The sequence below is a fragment of the Oceanisphaera submarina genome, assembly GCF_046521305.1.
Classification (GTDB): Bacteria; Pseudomonadota; Gammaproteobacteria; order Enterobacterales; family Aeromonadaceae; genus Oceanimonas; species Oceanimonas submarina.
Window position 1 is genome coordinate 97,156 of the sequence record NZ_JBKGFN010000010.1, and the last position, 17,165, is coordinate 114,320.

Here is a 17,165-nt window from a genome sequence, read left to right on the forward strand (position 1 = left end):
TCAGATGCTCAGTGAGGACAATGATTTTTCCATGACAAAGCGGGTAAATTGCTGGCCCGCCTTTTCTACCTGCTCTTCCTCTATCAGCCGGTATCCGCGCTGTTCAAACACGGGGCGAGACAACAGGCTGGCATCGGTGCGCAAACAGTCCACGCCACGACGACCGGACTCTTGTTCTATGTCGTCACACAGCCGTCCGGCCAGGCCGCGCCCTGTATGGCCGGCCAGCACGTACAACAACGCCAGATGGTTATCGGGGTACAGGGTCGCAAAAGCCACCGGTATCTGGTTGCATGCCATGACCCGGGTATAACCGGTCTGTATCAGAGTTCTGAAGTCGGTGGGATACAAATAGGGGAATGACGCCCATAACGACACCTGGGCATCACTGTAGCCTCGCCGCCCCTGCTCCATCACCGCATCGTGATAGATCAACTCCAGGCTGCTGAGGTCGGTTTCTTTAACATCTCTGATCAGATACATAACGGCTCCGATAGAATATCCGTCTGACGGTCTCGGCTGGTTTTCAGTAACGCTACTGGGCTTGTCCAGGCTCTGCAACCGCCGCCCGCAGCCATTCCGGGCAAGCTGATGCCCGATCTCGTCTGACAAGCGATCATAACAAAGGTCGGCGATACTATCTGCCGGAGCGAAACAATTTTATTTGCTTTGGCCACACCAATCTTTAAAGCCGGACAACGCCCGCAAAAACAGGACCCGCTCTTTCATTTTTACGGGCTTGGGATATGCTGCCAGTCACGCTGTAAATAATAACGCCAACAGACGGGATATCATGTTTAAACGACGCTATATCAATGCGCTGGTGATCGGTGCCACCCTCAGCGGATGCGCCGGTCAGGCCAGTACCGCCCCACAGGACACCGCCCTGCAACCACAATCCACCGCCGCCCAAATAAAGCCGGCCGAGCTGGCAGATTTTGCTGCCTGGCGGAAGGATTTCCGCCGCAGAGCCCTGGCCAAAGGCATAGCGCCGGCGGTGTTCGATAGCGCCTTCAAGGAGGTGTCACTCAGCCAACAGGTTATCAAACTGGACGGTAGTCAGGCCGAATTTACCCGCCAGATCTGGGATTATCTGGACACCGCTACTTCGGCGACCCGTGTCAGCACCGGTCGCCAGAAATGGGAAAAACTGAAACCCACACTTCAGGCCATCGAAAACCGCTACGGTGTGGATGCCAAGGTAGTGATGTCCATATGGGGCATGGAAACCAACTACGGCTCCTATCGCGGCAACACCAGCACCATTGAAGGGCTGGCCACCCTGGCCTTCGAAGGTCGTCGGCGCACCTTTGCCGAGGCACAACTGATCGCGGCATTGCAGATACTGCAGGCGGGTGATGTCAGCCCGGACAAGATGCGCGGCTCCTGGGCCGGAGCCATGGGCCACACCCAGTTTATGCCCACCAGTTACCTGGAATACGCCCAGGATTTTACCGGCGATGGCAAGCGGGACATCTGGTCAGAAGATCCCACCGATGCCCTGGCCTCCACCGCGGCCTACCTGTCCCGCTTTGGCTGGCAACATGGCGCCCCCTGGGGAGTGGAAATCCGGCTGCCGGCCGGGTTTGATTATTCCGCAGCCGATCAGAACAACCTCAAGCCAGTCGCCTACTGGCGCAGCCAGGGCATTACCAGCGTTAGCGGGCAGCCGCTGCCGGACCATGGTAAGGCCGCCATACTGGTGCCCGCCGGCGCCCATGGCCCGGCCTTCGCTATCTTCAACAACTTCAAGGTAATCCGTCGCTACAACAACGCTACCTCCTATGCCATGGCGGTAGGACATTTGGGCGACAAACTGGCCGGCGGCAGTGAATTCCGCTCTCCCTGGCCCCGGGATGAACGCGCCTTGAGCCGAACAGAAAAAGAAGAACTTCAGCGCAGACTGACCGCTCATGGCTTCGATACCCGGGGGACCGATGGCGTGATTGGCCCCAACACCATCAGCGCCATCCGTGCCTATCAGCAGTCTGTCAGTCAGGTGGCCGACGGTTATGCCAGCGCAACACTGCTGAATCAACTCCGTTAATGGCCTCGGCAGGGCCCATCATGGGGCCCTGTCCCTTCCACCTTGTTTATATTTAACGCAACCCCATGCTTTAACAGCAATTTATCGCCTCTAACCCCCCAATTATTCATAACTCATAACCAAATCGATTAACGACCAAGTCGGATCTGCTGCTAGCATCGCCCTCAATCGATATTATTTTCTGTTCACGGAGTCTTTATGCTGATTGTGTTATTCAATCTGGCAGTTTTTCTATTGCTGATGGTGCTGCTGGGTAAACTGTCCCGTCGCGGCCAGTCTCTTTCCCGCCAGGTGCTGACCGGCCTGCTGTTCGGTGTGACCGCCGGTTTTGTGATGCAGACGCTGTATGACGCCAACACCATTGCCCGTACCCTGGAGTGGGTCAATGTGGTCGGCGGCGGTTACGTTCGCCTGCTGCAGATGATAGTAATACCGCTGGTGCTGGTGTCCATTCTCGGCGCCGTGTCCCGCCTGCATAACGCCACCTCGCTCGGCAAGATAAGCATATTGACCCTGGGTGTGCTGTTGTTTACCACCGCCATCTCCGCTCTGGTCGGCGTGTTTGTCACCCACAGCTTCGGCCTCAATGCCGCCGATCTGGTGCAGGGTGCCCGTGAACTGGCGCGCGCCGAACAGCTGGAAGCCCAGGTCGCCAGCGTAGCCAACCTGTCGGTACCCCAGCTACTGGTGTCCTTTATTCCGCGTAACCCCTTCGCCGATATGACCGGTGCCAGCCCCACCGCCATCATCGGCGTGGTGGTGTTCGCCGTCTTCCTCGGCCTGGCCACCCTGTCGCTGCTGAAAGACGAGCCCGAACTGGGCCGCCGGGTCATCGGCGGCATCGAAGCCCTGCAGGCACTGGTGATGCGACTGGTTCGTCTGGTGATGAAGCTGACCCCTTACGGCGTGATGGCGCTGATAACCAAGGTCATCGCCGGCTCCAACCTGCAGGATGTGATCAGCCTCGGCGGCTTCCTGCTGGCCTCTTATCTGGCCATCGCCATCATGTTTGCGGTGCACGGCCTGCTGCTGACCTTTGTCGGCGTGAATGCCAAACGCTTCTTCAGCAAGGTGTGGCCGGTACTGGCGTTCGCCTTTACCAGCCGTTCCAGCGCCGCGACCATACCGTTGAACGTGCAGGCCCAGACCCGCAAACTGGGTGTGCCGGAAAGCATCGCCAACTTCTCCGCCTCCTTCGGCGCCACCATTGGCCAGAACGGCTGTGCCGGTATCTACCCGGCCATGCTGGCGGTGATGATAGCCCCCACCATGGGCATCGATGTACTGGATCCGTTGTGGCTGGCGACCCTGGTCGGGGTGATCACCCTCGCCTCTTTCGGCGTGGCCGGTGTGGGCGGCGGCGCCACCTTCGCCGCACTCATCGTGCTGCCGATCATGGGCATGCCGGTGGCCCTCGCCGCCCTGCTTATCTCCATCGAACCGCTGATCGACATGGCGCGCACCGCACTCAACGTCAACGGTGCCATGACCGCCGGCACCATCAGCAGCAAGCTGCTGGGCCAGACCGACGAAGCAATCTTCAACCAGGATGACGAAGCCGACACCGCGGTACCCGCCGCCGGTTAACTTCAGCCTTGCTCATATAAAACGGCGCCTGCGGGCGCCGTTTTTGTTTGATAACAAAGTCTGATAGCCCCAAAATGCCGGACAAAGGGCCCGCGCCGCCGACTCGCTATGACTACATCCATGTACGCTCTCTGTTTCATCCCTGAAACAGAAGGTCGGCTGAGCAGATCCCTTTGTCCTCCTTTCAGCTCCGGAGTCATCTGCCCACAGACAGCTCGGTGTACCAGAAGAGGCAACAGAGATAACTCCCACGACCGTGACATACCAGGGATGGCATGTCCGAGCTTACAGGAATGTACTTGCAGCGTGTCGAGGGAGGTGGCTATGCTGCCTCTGGGCAATGGGCCCAAAAGATAACCCACTCCCTACCGGGATGGGTGTATAGAAGCAACGGATGCAGGCCTGCACAAAAATTTGCTATCATGCGCGCCCTGTAACGTCATGCTCTGCGAGTGTGGCCACGAATATTTGCTTGATACAGCGCACGGCCGGCGCTGGAGGAAACCATGTCTCAGTTTGTTGTTTGTGCCCTCTATAAATTCGTTACCCTGGACAACCACGACGCACTGCGCGAACCGCTGCAGTCGATGATGGAAGCCGAACAAATCCGCGGTACCCTGTTGCTGGCAAGTGAGGGCATCAACGGCACCGTGGCCGGCTCCCGCGTCGCCATCGACCGCCTCAAGGTCTGGTTCGACGCCGACGTCCGTTTCAAGGGTATCGATTACAAGGAATCCCTCAGCGCAGAGCAACCCTTTTACCGCTCCAAGGTCAAGCTGAAGAAAGAAATCGTGACGCTGGGCGTGGAAGGCATAGATCCCAAGAAAGTGGTCGGCACCTATGTGGCCCCCAAAGACTGGAATGCGCTGATCTCCGATCCGGACGTAGTGCTGGTGGATACCCGCAACGACTACGAGGTGGATATCGGCACCTTCAAGGGCGCACTCAACCCCAATACCGAGAGCTTTCGCGAGTTTCCCGAGTACGTCAAAAACAACCTGGATCCGGCCAGACACAAGAAGGTCGCCATGTTCTGCACCGGCGGCATTCGCTGTGAAAAAAGCACCGCCTATCTCAAGGAGCAGGGTTTCGACGAGGTTTATCACCTGCACGGCGGCATTTTGAAGTATCTGGAAGAAGTGCCGGAGCAGGAGTCGATGTGGCAGGGCGAGTGCTTCGTGTTCGACAACCGGGTAACGGTCGATCACCAGTTGCAACCGGGCCAGTATCAACTCTGCTCCGCCTGCCGGGCGCCACTGTCTCAGAATGACCTGCAAAGCCCGCATTATCAGCATGGTCTGAGCTGCCCGCATTGCCATGACCAGCAGACCCCCGAGCAACAGCGCCGCTACGCCGAGCGCGAGCATCAGCTGCAACTGGCCAGGGCTCGCGGCGAAGCCCATATTGGCAGCGATGCGGTAGCCAATGCCGAGCAGCGCCGGGCCGAGAAGCAGGCGCGCAAACAACGGCAACAACAAAAGAATACAACATCGTAAGACACCGGACGTGAGGGAGAAGGGCGAGGTAAAAAACACCGAGCCCGATGGGATGGACTTTACGCCTTCCCCTTCACGCCTTACCCCCTCACGCCGACGGTAACCTGATGCTCTGGATCCCTTTTACCCTGTTCGCCGCCCTGATGCAGGCATGGCGCAACGCCTTTCAGAAACAACTCAGCCGGAGCCTTGGCGCCACCAGTGTGACCCTGGCGCGTTTTGTGCTGGCCGGCCCCATCGCCGCCACCTACCTGTGGCTTCTGTATCGTTGGCAACCCCAGCAGCCGCTGCCCGACTTTTCGGTGCCCTTTGGCGGTTACATCGTGGGGGCGGCGCTCAGCCAGATCCTGGCCACCGCCCTGATGGTACGGCTGTTTCAGCTGCGCAACTATGCGGTGGGCGTGGGGCTGGCCAAGAGTGAGGCCATTCTGGCGGCGGTGCTGGGGGTCTGCTTTTTCGGTACCAGCCTCACCGGACTCGGCTGGCTGGGCGTGGGGCTCGGCGGCCTGGCGGTCTGGTTGCTGAGTGGCCTGCATCGAGCGGCCGGAGCGATATCACCGGTGACATTGCTGCTTGGCCTGGGCAGCGGCCTGGCCTTTGCGCTGACCTCGCTGTGGGTCCGGGAAGCCAGCCTGCTGCTTGACTTGTCCTTTCCCTTCTCTGCCGCCTGGGTATTGCTGCTGGTGATCGGACTGCAAACCCTGTTGCTGGTGAGCTGGCTGGGCTTGCGCGATCCCGCCAGCCTACTGGGGCTGGTTCGCCGGCCCGGTCTGACCGCTCTGATCAGCCTCACCAGTTGCCTGGGATCCATCGGCTGGTTCAGCGCCATGAGCCTGGAAAGCGTGGCGCTGGTCAAGACCCTGGGTCAGATAGAGGTGTTGTTTACCCTGCTGATTTCGGCCTGGTACTTCAGAGACAAACTGGCCCGCCACGATCACCTGGGGCTGGCGCTCATCGTCATCGCCGCCGTCTGCGTGATGTGGGCGTGATTTCTGGTGACACCACCAGCGGGCACCTCATCATCATGGAAGAGGAAACAGGGATGTGCTCGCAGCGTGTCGGAGAAGACAACCCTGTTGCTCTGGAGCCCGAGATCAGACCCTACCGAGATGGGGATTAATTAAAAGGGTAACGCCGAAACGCCAGCAGCTTGCGCACCCCTTCCAGCACCAGCAGCCCCACCGCTATCCAGATGGCAATATAGGTCGGCCACTCTGCTGGTGCTATGCTTTCGCCCAGCACCAGCGACACCACCACCAGCAGTATCGGCTCTACATAGCCCAGCAGACCAAACAGGCTGAACGGCAGGCGACGGCTGGCCAGTATGTAGCACACCAAGGCCAGGGCACTGATCATGCCCAGACCCAGCACCAGCACATACAACACCGGGCGCAGAGCAAAGGCGGCAAGGGGCGTCTCGGCCGCCAGCACGAACCATGCCGCCACCGGGATCAACAACAGCATGTCACACCAGAGCCCGCCGAGGTTGTCGTTGCCCAGCCAGCGGCGCCAGACAAAATACAGCGGGTAGCCGATGGCCACTACCAGGGTTTCCCAGGAAATACCGCCGGCCTGCCACAATTCGTTGGCCACGCCAATAACCGCAAAGGCCACCGCCAGCCATTGCAATCGGGTCGGGCGCTCCTGATAGACGAAGCGCCCAATCAGCACCAGCACCAATGGCATCATGAAATAACCAAGCGAGACCGCCAGCCCCCGCCCATTCAGCGGTGCCCACATGAAGATCCACAGCTGTACCCCGACCAGGGCGGCAGACAGCGGCAGGCCCAGCCATAACACCGGCCGGGTTCTGAGTTGTGCCAGCAAGGCGCTGGCCAGTCGCCAGTCACCGCTGTAAAGCAGAAACAAACCGACGCAGGGCATGGTCAGCAACATGCGCCAACCGAATACAATTTCGCCGCTCAGCGGCGTCATCAGGCTGGCGTAATAGTACAGCAGCGCGAACAACACCGATGAAAAAACCGACAGCGCAACACCCTTGCTCAATCTGCATCTCCTCTTTATTCAACTGGATGGTCAATTTTGCCGGCAGCTTAACAGTTTCGAGGTGGAATTTTGAGCTAATTATTAAAATAAGATCAGTAACTACAGCGGGTAATTTTCTTGTACGCAGCAGACTGAGCTACTCATCAACCACTTTACGGTGGTATCCGCAGCCAGTACCCCTGATGGCTCCACGAGTGGTTGATCTGGCCGGCGATGGAACTGCCGGAGCTGGAAGGCATCAGACATCTGCCGGGCCACCGTCGCCCGGAGCCCTGGACGATTCGGTCAATCGTGGATCGGCTCGCCTGGCCCGGGCCGGTAGCCGGTAGACCTTGTGCAATACCAGATACGTCAGTCCGCCCAACACCACGCCCCAGAACGCCGAGCCCAGTCCCAAGAAGCTCATGCCCGAGGCGGTTGCCAGGAAGGTCACCATGGCAGCCTCCCTGTGTTCCGCGTCATTGACGGCCCCTATCACATTGCTGGTGATGGCGCCGATCAGAGCCAATCCGGCCAGTATCGCCACAAACTCTTTCGGCAGGGCGGTAAACAGCAGTATGATGCTGCCGCCAAAGCAACCACCCAGCAGATAAAACAGGCCGTTGGCCATGCCCGCCACATAGCGCTTGTCTGCGTTTTCATGGGCCTCTTTGCCGGTGCACAGGGCGGCGGTGATGGCGGCGATGACGATGGTGATACCGCCAAACATCGCCATCACCACGGACATGATGCCGGTAACAAGCATGATCGGTCTGGCCTTGGTGTAATAGCCCGAGCTGCGCAGAATCGCCATGCCTGGCAGAAACTGCCCGGTGATGCTCACCAACACCAGCGGTATGGCCAGACTCAGGCTGGTATGCCAGCTCCACTCGGGACGGATAAATACCGGCTCGGCCAGGCTGAGTTCGAGCCCGCTCAAATCAACCCCTTTCAGGCCCATGGTCAATGCCATCCCCACCAACATCACCAGTATCATGCAATAGCGGGGGCACAGGCGCTTCAGTACCAGGTAGGCGACAATCATCATGAAGGTCAGGGCAGGCATGGACTCCACCGCCTGAAAAGCCCCTACCCCGAACTGAAACAAAATTCCCGCCATCATGCCGCAGGCAATCCCCTTGGGGATTGACCGCATCAATGTATCGAAACAGCCGGTGATGCCGATCAGAAAAATAATGAATCCGGCGGTGATATAGGCCCCCACCGCCTGATTGAGGCTGAGTTCGGGAAACATGCTGATCAGCAGCGCCGAGCCGGGCACGGACCAGGCGGTCACGACCGGCACCTTCAGCCACCAGCTCAGCACTATGCCCGACACCGCCGCACCTATCGATATGGCCCATACCCAGGACACCATCATTTCATGGGAGACATTGGCGCTCTGGGCCACCTGAAAAAAGATGATCAGGGGCCCCGAATAGGAAATCAGCACCGCCAGGAAGCCGGCGGTCACAGCCGATACCGACCAGTCCTTGAGATTCATTGTCATGCTCCGAATAGCGTCGGTAAAAGTGAAAAAACAGCAGCCATTGTATTGCCAAACCGCACAGGAATAATAACCATGTATGTGTCACGCCAGCACTGTTTTACGTCACACATACATGATTCAACGAAAGGACACCCATTGCGCCTCATCCCGTTGTTGCCGAGTTTGATATTACTGTCTGGCTGTGTAGCCGCTCAGCCCCCCCGACTCGAACTGGTGCCGGTGGCCGATTTTCCGGCCAGACTGGCGGAAACGTCAGGGCTGGCCCGCTGGCAACAGGGCTTTGTCAGCCATAACGACAGCGGCAACGACGCCGAGCTGTTTGTGCTCGACGGCGAAGGGAGTGTTACCGCTCATCAATCCATTGCCGCCGGCAACCGGGACTGGGAAGACATCGCCGTACGAGGCAAGATCCTGTACCTGGCGGATACCGGCAACAACGGCGGCCGGCGCCAGGACTTGAATATTCTGCCACTGACGGCAGAGAGTACGCATTTCACCGCACTGGCGCCCATTCCCGTCCGTTACGCCGAGCAGCACAACGTTCAGCCCCCCCTTTATCAACATAACTTCGACGCCGAGGCGCTGACCTGGGTAGAAGACGAGCTGTGGCTGCTGACCAAGCGCTGGCTGGACCAGCAAACGGACATCTACAGGCTGCCGCCGGTCTCCGGTGAAACAGGCCCGCTGGTGGCACAACCGCTGACCGCACAACAACGGCTGAACACCGATATGCTGGTCACCGGCGCCGATTACGATGCAAACACCCAAACGTTGCTGCTGGTCGGTTACAGCCGTAGCTGGTTTAACCGCCAGGCCTGGCTGTGGCTGTATCCGGTGCGACATGGCCGCGTCATTGAAGCCGGTGGACGACACTTCCTCCTGAGTCACAGCGGCCAGTTTGAAGGCATTGCCCTGGGCCACGACGGCCTTGTCTATTTCACCCGCGAAGGGCGCGACACCAACCTGTTTCGCAGCCTGCTACCGCTGGCGCGACTGCTGCCCGACGAATAATACCAAACCGGCCAAATAGCAGATGACCTTAGCTCATGGCGTGTCGGAGGATCCGGCCCCTTGTCCGACCTATACTGCGCAGGCCGGATGGAGCGGTGATTTAATCTGTTCCGTATCACAACTGCCATAAAACTGCCGTCAATCTGTAACGGAACCCACCTAGCATCCTCCTCGAACCTGACCTGGTATAGAGGATTGGAACCGATGAAGACACTGCTAAAAACGTCGAGTCTGCTTGCCCTGGCCCTCGGCACCACCCCGGTGCTGGCTGCCGAACTCGAGGAACTGGAAAGCAAGGCCCGCGCCGAAGGCAAGATATACAGTGTCGGCATGCCCGACAGCTGGGCCAACTGGAAGGACACCTGGCGGGATCTGGGTGAACACTACGGCATTCAGCATCAGGACACCGACATGAGTTCGGCCCAGGAAATCGCCAAGTTTGCCGCCGAAAAAGACAATGCCACCGCCGATATCGGTGACGTGGGTGCCGCCTTCGGCCCCATCGCCGTACGTCAAGGGGTGACCCAGCCCTACAAGCCCTCCACCTGGGATGAAATTCCCGACTGGGCCAAGGACAAGGACGGCCACTGGATGCTCGGCTACACCGGCACCATCGCCTTTATCGTCAACAACGAACTGGTGAAAAAGGCCCCGACCTCCTGGCAGGAATTGCTGGATGGTGACTATCAGGTCACCGTCGGTGACGTGGGTATCGCCGCCCAGGCCAACAGTGCCGTGCTGGCCGCCGCCTTTGCCCAGGGCGGAGACGAGTCCAATATCAAACCGGCCCTGACGCTGTTTGCCGAGCTGGCCAGACAGGGCCGCCTGTCACCGGTGGATCCCAACATCGCCAACCTGGAAAAAGGTGAGGTGGAAATGGCGATACTGTGGGACTTCAATGCCCTCAGCTATCGGGATCAGATCGATCGCAACCGTTTCACCGTGGTGATCCCCAATGACGGCTCGCTGATTTCCGGCTACGCCACCATTATCAACAAATATGCCAAACACCCCAACGCCGCCAAGCTGGCCCGGGAATACATACTGAGCGATGCGGGGCAAATCAACCTGGCTCGCGGCTATGCCCGCCCCATTCGCAGCACCGTGACCCTGCCCGCCGATGTACAGGAAAAACTGCTGCCCAACGACATGTATGCGGCGGCACGCCCCATCGCAGATCATGATGCCTGGGAAAAGAGTACCCGCACCCTGTCTCGCCAGTGGCAGTCTGCCGTACTAATCCACCAGCAGAGGTAAGCATGAACAAGGTCATACTCATCGTTGTCGACGGCCTGGCCTACGAGGTAGCCCGGGATTGCCTGGGCTACCTTCAGGGTCTGAACGAAGCCGGTCGCATGACCGGCTACCAGATGCAATGCGAACTGCCGGCCGTGTCCCGCCCCCTCTATGAGTGCATTCTTACCGGTACCCGGCCGGTGGATAGCGGCATATTGAACAACGACATGGTTCGTCTCAGCACTCAGCAGAGCATTTTCTCTCTGGCCCGTCGGGCTGGGCTGACCACGGCCGCCGCCGCCTATCACTGGGTCAGCGAGCTGTATAACCGGGCCCCTTACCAGCCGGTGCGGGATCGCTTCACCCAGGATGCGGATCTGCCGATACAATACGGCCTCTTTTACTCTCAGGACCATTATCCGGACTGCCACCTGTTGCAGGATGCGGAAATCCTCCGAACCCGCTTCGAGCCGGATTTTTTGCTGATCCACCCCATGAATACCGACGATGCCGGCCACAAATTCGGCCTGGACTCGCGCCAGTACCGCAACAGCGCCCGGCGCTTCGATCTGCTGCTGGCCGAGTATCTGCCACGCTGGCTGGAACAGGGCTATCAGGTACTGATCACCAGTGATCACGGCATGAACCGGGATCACAGCCACAGCGGCATTCTGCCGGAAGAACGCAACATACCGCTGTTTGTGGCAGGCCACGCCTTCAGCCATGACGCCCAGGCCCGGCCCCGACAGCTGGACTTGTGCGGCACCATCGCCAGCCTGCTGGGTGCAGAACACGACAAATCGATGTGCAAAGAGTTACTGAAATGAATAACCAGCTGACAGCCAATACACGATCAGACCACGAGCCGGTGTCTGGCCTGAGGCCAAAGGGAACGACTCGGCCGACGAGCAGACATAGTAATGATGTTTCATCTACGTCAACCAGACCCGCCGCCTGGCGCCGGGCGCTGCCGCTGCTGTGGCTGCTGCCCTTTGTGGTGGTGTTCGGGCTGTTTCAGCTGGCGCCGATGCTTTGGGTATTGCTCAACAGCTTTCAGGCCGGCGGCGACTGGAGTCTGGCCAACTTTCGGGACATCATCGACTCGCCCTTCTATCGCCAGTCTTTCGGTAACAGCATCGATCTGGCGGTCTGGTCCAGCCTGCTGGGGTTGTTGATTGCGTTGGCCGGCACCGCGGCGCTGCGTCAGGTGCCGGGCAGAATACAGGATGCGGTGGTGGCCTTTACCACCATGGCCAGCAACTTTTCCGGAGTGCCGCTTGCCTTTGCCTTTATCGTGCTGCTCGGCATGAACGGGGCCGTGACCCTGCTGCTGCGTGACGCCGGCCTGATCGACAACTTCAACCTCTACTCCCGCAGCGGGCTCATAATTCTGTATACCTACTTCCAGATTCCGCTGGCCATACTGCTGCTGTACCCGGCCTTTGACGGCATCCAGAAAGACTGGCGCGAGGCCGCCGCCCTGCTCGGCGCCCGCCCCTGGCAATACGGGCTGCGGGTGGTACTGCCGGTACTGACACCGGCGCTGCTCGGCACCTTTATCATATTGCTGGCCAATGCCCTCGGCGCCTATGCCAGTACCTTTGCGCTGATGACCAGCAACTACAACCTGGTCACCATTCAGATCTCGGCCCTGGTCGCCGGAGACATCTTCCTCGAGCCCCAGCTGGCGGCGGCACTGTCGTTGCTGCTGATGCTATTGCTGGTGCTGGTGACCGCCGTCAATCAATGGGTCATCGGCCGGAGTCGTTATGAATAACTCAGACAGGGCCCCGCTGCCGGCCCGCCTGACCGTGGCCGGGCTGGTGCTGCTGCTGGCCACGCCCATCGTCATCACCCTGATTTATTCCCTGTCTGCCCAGTGGGGCGCCCATATTCTGCCCAGCGGTTTTACCCTGGACTGGTACCTGAGCCTCTGGTCGGATAGCCGATTTCTGGCCGCCTTCGGTCGCTCGTTGCTGGTCTGTCTGGCCGCCTTGCTGTTCAGCCTGCTGCTGATACTGCCGACCCTGTTCGTGGTGTTCTACTATTTTCCCCGGCTGAAAGGCGTGATGAACATGGTGATACTGCTGCCGTTTGCAGTGCCGCCGGTGGTGTCATCGGTCGGACTGCTGCAGCTTTATGCCGGCGGTCCCCTGCCCCTGGTCGGCGGCCCCTGGATTCTTGTTTTCTGCTACTTCACCATCAGTCTGCCCTTCATGTACCGGGCGCTGGCCAACAACCTGGAGGCCATCCGGCTGCCGGATCTGATGGACGCGGCTCACCTGCTCGGTACCGGCACCACACGCGCCTTTCTGCAGCTGGTACTGCCCAATATCAGAAACGGCCTGCTGGCCGCGCTGTTTCTCTCTTTTTCTTTCCTGTTCGGCGAGTTCGTGTTCGCCAACATGCTGGTCGGCACCCGCTTCGAAACCCTGCAGGTCTATCTGTACAGTCAACGCACCAACAGTGGCCATTTTACCAGTGCCATGGTGATGTCTTATTTCCTCTTTATCGGCCTGGCGACCTGGTTCGCCCTGCGCCTGCAAAAACGGAGCGCCTGATGCATTATCTGGAAGTCGCCAACCTGACCAAATCCTTCAATCAGACCCCGGTGTTCAACAACATCAGTTTCGATATCAGCCAGGGCGAATTCATTACCCTGCTCGGCCCCTCGGGTTGTGGCAAGTCCACCCTGCTACGCAGCCTGGCGGGGCTGACCACCCCGGATCAGGGGCAGATCCGCGTATCGGGAGAAGATATTACCTGGCTCAAACCGCAACAGCGGGGCATCGGCATGGTATTTCAGAGCTATGCGCTGTTTCCCAACCTGACGGTGGCCGGCAACATCGCCTTTGGTCTCAAGATGCAACGGCTCGATGCCAATGACATCAAACGCAGGGTCGCCGAAGCGGTGGCGCTGGTGGGTCTGGAGGGGCACGAAAAGTATTATCCCGCCAGCCTGTCTGGCGGGCAGCGCCAGCGCGTCGCCCTGGCCCGGGCGCTGGTGGTACGGCCTCGTATTCTGCTGCTGGACGAGCCGTTGTCGGCACTGGACGCCCCCATTCGCAAGCACCTGCGCGAGCAGATCCGCGCCATTCAGCAACAGCTGAAGCTGACCACCGTATTCGTCACCCACGATCAGGAAGAGGCGCTGACCATGTCGGATCGGGTCTTCGTGATGAACAAGGGGCAGATAGTGCAGGCCGATACCGCCGAGGCGGTTTATACCCGACCGGCCAACGACTTTGTGGCCGGTTTCATGGGCAACTACAATCTGCTCACTCCCGAGCAGGCAAGACGGCTGCTGGGACTCGAAATCAGCGGCAGACTGGCGGTTCGGCCCGAGTCGATCTATATTCGCGAGCCCGGCCGCGAGTACGGCCCGGCCATGACGCCTCCGGTGATGGCCTCGGTCGCCAGTCACCAACTGCTGGGCAATGTGATCCGCTACCGCATTCAGGCCGCCGGTTGCCTGCTGACGGTGGATCGACTGAACCGGGGCGCCGACGCCCTGTTGCCGACCGGCAGCCCACTGGAACTGATATTCAACAGCACCGAACTGAAGGAAGTTGCCTGATGAAGCTGGCTATTTTTGATCTGGACGAAACCCTGATTGCCGGCGATTCAGCCAGCCTGTGGCTGTCCTTTCTGGTACGACGCCAACTGGCCCCCGCCGATATTCTGGAGAGGGAACACGCCCTGATGAATGATTACTATCGGGGTCGGATGGACATGGATGCCTATATGACACTGACTCTGGCACCCATTCGAAACTGGCAGCAGCGGGATCTGGCCCCCCTGGTGGACGAATTTATCCAGCAGGATATTCTGCCCCTCGTTTATCCCGCCGCCCGGGATCGGCTGGCCTGGCATACGGCTCAGGGCCACGAACGACTGATTATCTCGGCTACCGGCGAGCATCTGGTCAAACCCATAGCCCGGGCATTGGGGGTGGATCATGCCATCGGTATTCAGCTCGAGTGTTGCGACGGTGTATATAACGGCCGTACTCACGGTGTGTACAGCTACCAGCAAGGCAAACTGATTCGGCTGCAAGAATGGCTGGAACAACAGACCAGGCGGCCGTCGCACAGCTACGGCTACAGCGACTCGCTGAACGATCTGCCGCTGCTTGAGTTTGTGGACCAGGCCGCGGTCATCAACGGGGAGGAACGCCTCGGTCGCCTCGCTGACGAACGGGGCTGGGAACGACTTGACTGGCACTTATGATAAATGAGTGGCCATAGCTGTCGGCTGTCATTACCGTTTCATATAACGGCCATAGACTGCCAGCCAACATTACAATGGATGGTATTCTGATGACGGTGTTGGCCTGTATAAACGATTCTCTCGCTTCCCTGATAGCTCAGCGTCGGTTACAACCGGTGTTTCAGCCTATCGTCGATACCCATAGGGGCCATCTGCTGGGGCATGAAGCCCTGATCCGCGGCCCCGCAGGACATCGTCTCGAGTTTCCTGCTGCCTTGTTTGACGAGGCCAGGCAGACCGGCCTGCTGTCGGAACTCGATCTGGCCTGCCGGGAAGCCGCCATGCAGGCCTATTGCCGGCTGCAGATGCAAGGCCTGCTGTTTATCAACGTCAATCCCAATGTGTTACTGGATAAACAGCATCCCCGGGGCTGTACCCGACGCATGGCACAGACACTGGGTATTCCGGCCAGTCGTATCGTGATCGAGCTGTCCGAACAGTATCCGATCCTGAACCCGGATGATCTGCAACAGGCGGTACAACGCTATCGGGAAGCAGGCTTCCAGATAGCCATCGACGATCTGGGCAGCGGTTATGCCGGACTGAAACTCTGGTACGAAGTACAGCCCGACTTCGTAAAAATAGATCGGTATTTTATCGACGGAATCGACCAGGACCCCGTTAAGCAGGCGTTTGTACGGAGCATCATCCATCTGGCCCGCGACATGCGATGCGGCATCATCGCCGAGGGCATCGAAACCGGTGGTGAGCTGAGCCGGCTGCAAGGCATGGGCATTCACCACTGCCAGGGCTATTATCTGGGCCGGCCACAGGCCATACCGCGGTCTGAGACTGCACCCTGCCCGAAATAGCCGTTTGTTTTTCATACAAAAACTGTTTCTGCTCACGATTTCGGCTTCTTCCTCGCACACTTCTTTGTTTTTACATCCCGTTAACAAACTTTTTTTATCTTTGTGCTAATACTCTAAGGGGGCATCGGTGTTTTTATGCCTTTAGCGAATAAAGCTATCAGCCCGAGCAAACTCAAGAGGAAGTGACATATGACAGGCAAAGGAAGAACAGCCCTTCTGGTGGCGGCTACTCTGGCCGCAGGACTAAGCCAGGCCCAGGCGGACACCCTGGATTCGGTCAAGGAGCGGGGTGTGCTCAAATGCGGGGTCAACAGCGGCCTGGCCGGCTTCTCGATCCCGGATGACAAGGGAGTATGGAAAGGCCTGGATGTGGATCTGTGCCGGGGCATTGCCGCCGCCATTTTCAACGATGCCGGCAAGGTGCAATATATTCCACTCAACGCCAAGGAACGCCTCACCGCCCTGCAGTCGGGTGAAATCGACGTACTGTCCCGCAATACCACCTGGACCTCGAGCCGGGATACGGAGCTGGGGGTCAACTTCACCGGGGTCAACTATTACGACGGTCAGGGCTTTCTGATCAACAAGGGCCTGGGTGTCACCAGTGCCAGGGAACTGGATGGCGCCGCTATTTGTATTCAGTCGGGTACCACCACCGAGCTGAACGTAGCCGATTATTTCCGCAAACATGGCATCAGCTATACCGCCGTGGTGTTCGACACCTCGGATCAAACGGTACAGGGGCTGGAAGCCGGCCGTTGTGATGTGCTGACCTCGGATTTGTCCCAGCTTTATGCCCTGCGTACCAAGTTGTCCAAGCCGGACGAAGCCGTGGCACTGCCGGAAGTGATCTCCAAGGAACCATTGGGGCCCTCGGTGCGCCAGGGCGACGATCAATGGTTCAACGTGGTCAAGTGGACGCATTTTGCCATGGTCAACGCCGAAGAACTGGGTATCACCAAAGCCAACGTGGACAGCATGAAAGGCGGGGATAACCAGGATGTGCGTCGTCTGCTGGGTGAAGATAGCGACTTCGGCAAGGGCATGGGCCTGTCGAAGGAATGGGCTTATCGCATCATCAAGCAGGTAGGCAACTATGGTGAAGTGTTCGAGGCCAACGTCGGCCAGGACTCTCCGCTGAAAATCGAGCGCGGCCTGAATGCACTCTGGACCGAAGGCGGCCTGCAATACGCTCCTCCGATACGCTAGCC

General features: G+C 58.9%; 16 protein-coding genes. 13 read left to right on the plus strand and 3 right to left on the minus strand.

Annotated elements, in window-relative coordinates; all coding sequences use genetic code 11:
• Entirely contained in the window at positions 1 to 483 is a 483-nt protein-coding gene (locus ACLEIV_RS11110) for a GNAT family N-acetyltransferase (protein ID WP_410456712.1), read from the minus strand.
• Between the two features lie 310 nt (positions 484 to 793).
• Here ACLEIV_RS11110 and ACLEIV_RS11115 point away from each other — a divergent pair, with 310 nt between their 5' ends.
• The 4 genes from ACLEIV_RS11115 to ACLEIV_RS11130 all read left to right on the plus strand — a co-directional run bounded on the left by ACLEIV_RS11115 (position 794) and on the right by ACLEIV_RS11130 (position 6,119).
• On the plus strand, positions 794 to 2,047 hold the full coding sequence (locus tag ACLEIV_RS11115) for a lytic murein transglycosylase (RefSeq protein ID WP_410456713.1): 1,254 nt from the start codon (positions 794 to 796) through the stop codon (positions 2,045 to 2,047).
• Between the two features lie 198 nt (positions 2,048 to 2,245).
• The gene (locus ACLEIV_RS11120) at positions 2,246 to 3,634 is read left to right on the plus strand and encodes an L-cystine transporter (RefSeq protein ID WP_410456714.1); all 1,389 of its coding nucleotides are present in this window, start codon (positions 2,246 to 2,248) and stop codon (positions 3,632 to 3,634) included.
• Positions 3,635 to 4,140: 506 nt separating this feature from the next.
• On the plus strand, positions 4,141 to 5,130 hold the full coding sequence (gene trhO, locus ACLEIV_RS11125; protein ID WP_410456715.1) for an oxygen-dependent tRNA uridine(34) hydroxylase TrhO: 990 nt from the start codon (positions 4,141 to 4,143) through the stop codon (positions 5,128 to 5,130).
• A 107-nt stretch (positions 5,131 to 5,237) separates the two neighbouring features.
• Positions 5,238 to 6,119 (plus strand): EamA family transporter, encoded by an 882-nt coding sequence (locus ACLEIV_RS11130; RefSeq protein WP_410456716.1) that lies wholly within the window; start codon positions 5,238 to 5,240, stop codon positions 6,117 to 6,119.
• 127 nt (positions 6,120 to 6,246) lie between these two features.
• On the opposite strand, the gene rarD is transcribed toward ACLEIV_RS11130, so the two are convergent.
• Together rarD and ACLEIV_RS11140 are read right to left on the minus strand one after the other, a co-directional pair.
• Positions 6,247 to 7,137 carry an EamA family transporter RarD gene (gene rarD, locus ACLEIV_RS11135; RefSeq protein WP_410456717.1) on the minus strand — a complete coding sequence of 297 codons (891 nt, stop codon included), beginning with the start codon at positions 7,135 to 7,137 and terminating at the stop codon, positions 6,247 to 6,249.
• A gap of 238 nt (positions 7,138 to 7,375) precedes the next feature.
• Positions 7,376 to 8,620, minus strand: a complete 1,245-nt coding sequence (locus ACLEIV_RS11140) for a benzoate/H(+) symporter BenE family transporter (RefSeq protein WP_410456718.1) — start codon at positions 8,618 to 8,620, stop codon at positions 7,376 to 7,378.
• A gap of 141 nt (positions 8,621 to 8,761) precedes the next feature.
• Here ACLEIV_RS11140 and ACLEIV_RS11145 point away from each other — a divergent pair, with 141 nt between their 5' ends.
• The 9 genes from ACLEIV_RS11145 to ACLEIV_RS11185 all read left to right on the plus strand — a co-directional run bounded on the left by ACLEIV_RS11145 (position 8,762) and on the right by ACLEIV_RS11185 (position 17,163).
• Complete coding sequence (locus ACLEIV_RS11145; RefSeq protein ID WP_410456719.1) at positions 8,762 to 9,637, plus strand: hypothetical protein; 876 nt, start codon at positions 8,762 to 8,764, stop codon at positions 9,635 to 9,637.
• Between the two features lie 204 nt (positions 9,638 to 9,841).
• The gene (locus ACLEIV_RS11150; RefSeq protein WP_410456720.1) at positions 9,842 to 10,894 is read left to right on the plus strand and encodes an ABC transporter substrate-binding protein; all 1,053 of its coding nucleotides are present in this window, start codon (positions 9,842 to 9,844) and stop codon (positions 10,892 to 10,894) included.
• A gap of 2 nt (positions 10,895 to 10,896) precedes the next feature.
• On the plus strand, positions 10,897 to 11,700 hold the full coding sequence (locus tag ACLEIV_RS11155) for an alkaline phosphatase family protein (RefSeq protein ID WP_410456721.1): 804 nt from the start codon (positions 10,897 to 10,899) through the stop codon (positions 11,698 to 11,700).
• Positions 11,697 to 12,650 carry an ABC transporter permease gene (locus tag ACLEIV_RS11160; protein WP_410456722.1) on the plus strand — a complete coding sequence of 318 codons (954 nt, stop codon included), beginning with the start codon at positions 11,697 to 11,699 and terminating at the stop codon, positions 12,648 to 12,650. The genes ACLEIV_RS11155 and ACLEIV_RS11160 overlap by 4 nt, the downstream gene beginning before the upstream one ends.
• Positions 12,643 to 13,434, plus strand: a complete 792-nt coding sequence (locus tag ACLEIV_RS11165; protein WP_410456723.1) for an ABC transporter permease — start codon at positions 12,643 to 12,645, stop codon at positions 13,432 to 13,434. Before ACLEIV_RS11160 ends, ACLEIV_RS11165 begins: the two co-directional genes overlap by 8 nt.
• Positions 13,434 to 14,450, plus strand: a complete 1,017-nt coding sequence (locus ACLEIV_RS11170; RefSeq protein ID WP_410456724.1) for an ABC transporter ATP-binding protein — start codon at positions 13,434 to 13,436, stop codon at positions 14,448 to 14,450. The genes ACLEIV_RS11165 and ACLEIV_RS11170 overlap by 1 nt, the downstream gene beginning before the upstream one ends.
• On the plus strand, positions 14,450 to 15,103 hold the full coding sequence (locus ACLEIV_RS11175) for an HAD family hydrolase (protein WP_410456725.1): 654 nt from the start codon (positions 14,450 to 14,452) through the stop codon (positions 15,101 to 15,103). The genes ACLEIV_RS11170 and ACLEIV_RS11175 overlap by 1 nt, the downstream gene beginning before the upstream one ends.
• A gap of 89 nt (positions 15,104 to 15,192) precedes the next feature.
• Complete coding sequence (locus ACLEIV_RS11180) at positions 15,193 to 15,954, plus strand: EAL domain-containing protein (protein ID WP_410456726.1); 762 nt, start codon at positions 15,193 to 15,195, stop codon at positions 15,952 to 15,954.
• A gap of 189 nt (positions 15,955 to 16,143) precedes the next feature.
• Positions 16,144 to 17,163, plus strand: coding sequence for an amino acid ABC transporter substrate-binding protein (locus tag ACLEIV_RS11185; RefSeq protein WP_410456727.1), 1,020 nt, complete (start codon positions 16,144 to 16,146; stop codon positions 17,161 to 17,163).
• The last annotated feature ends 2 nt before the right edge of the window (positions 17,164 to 17,165 follow it).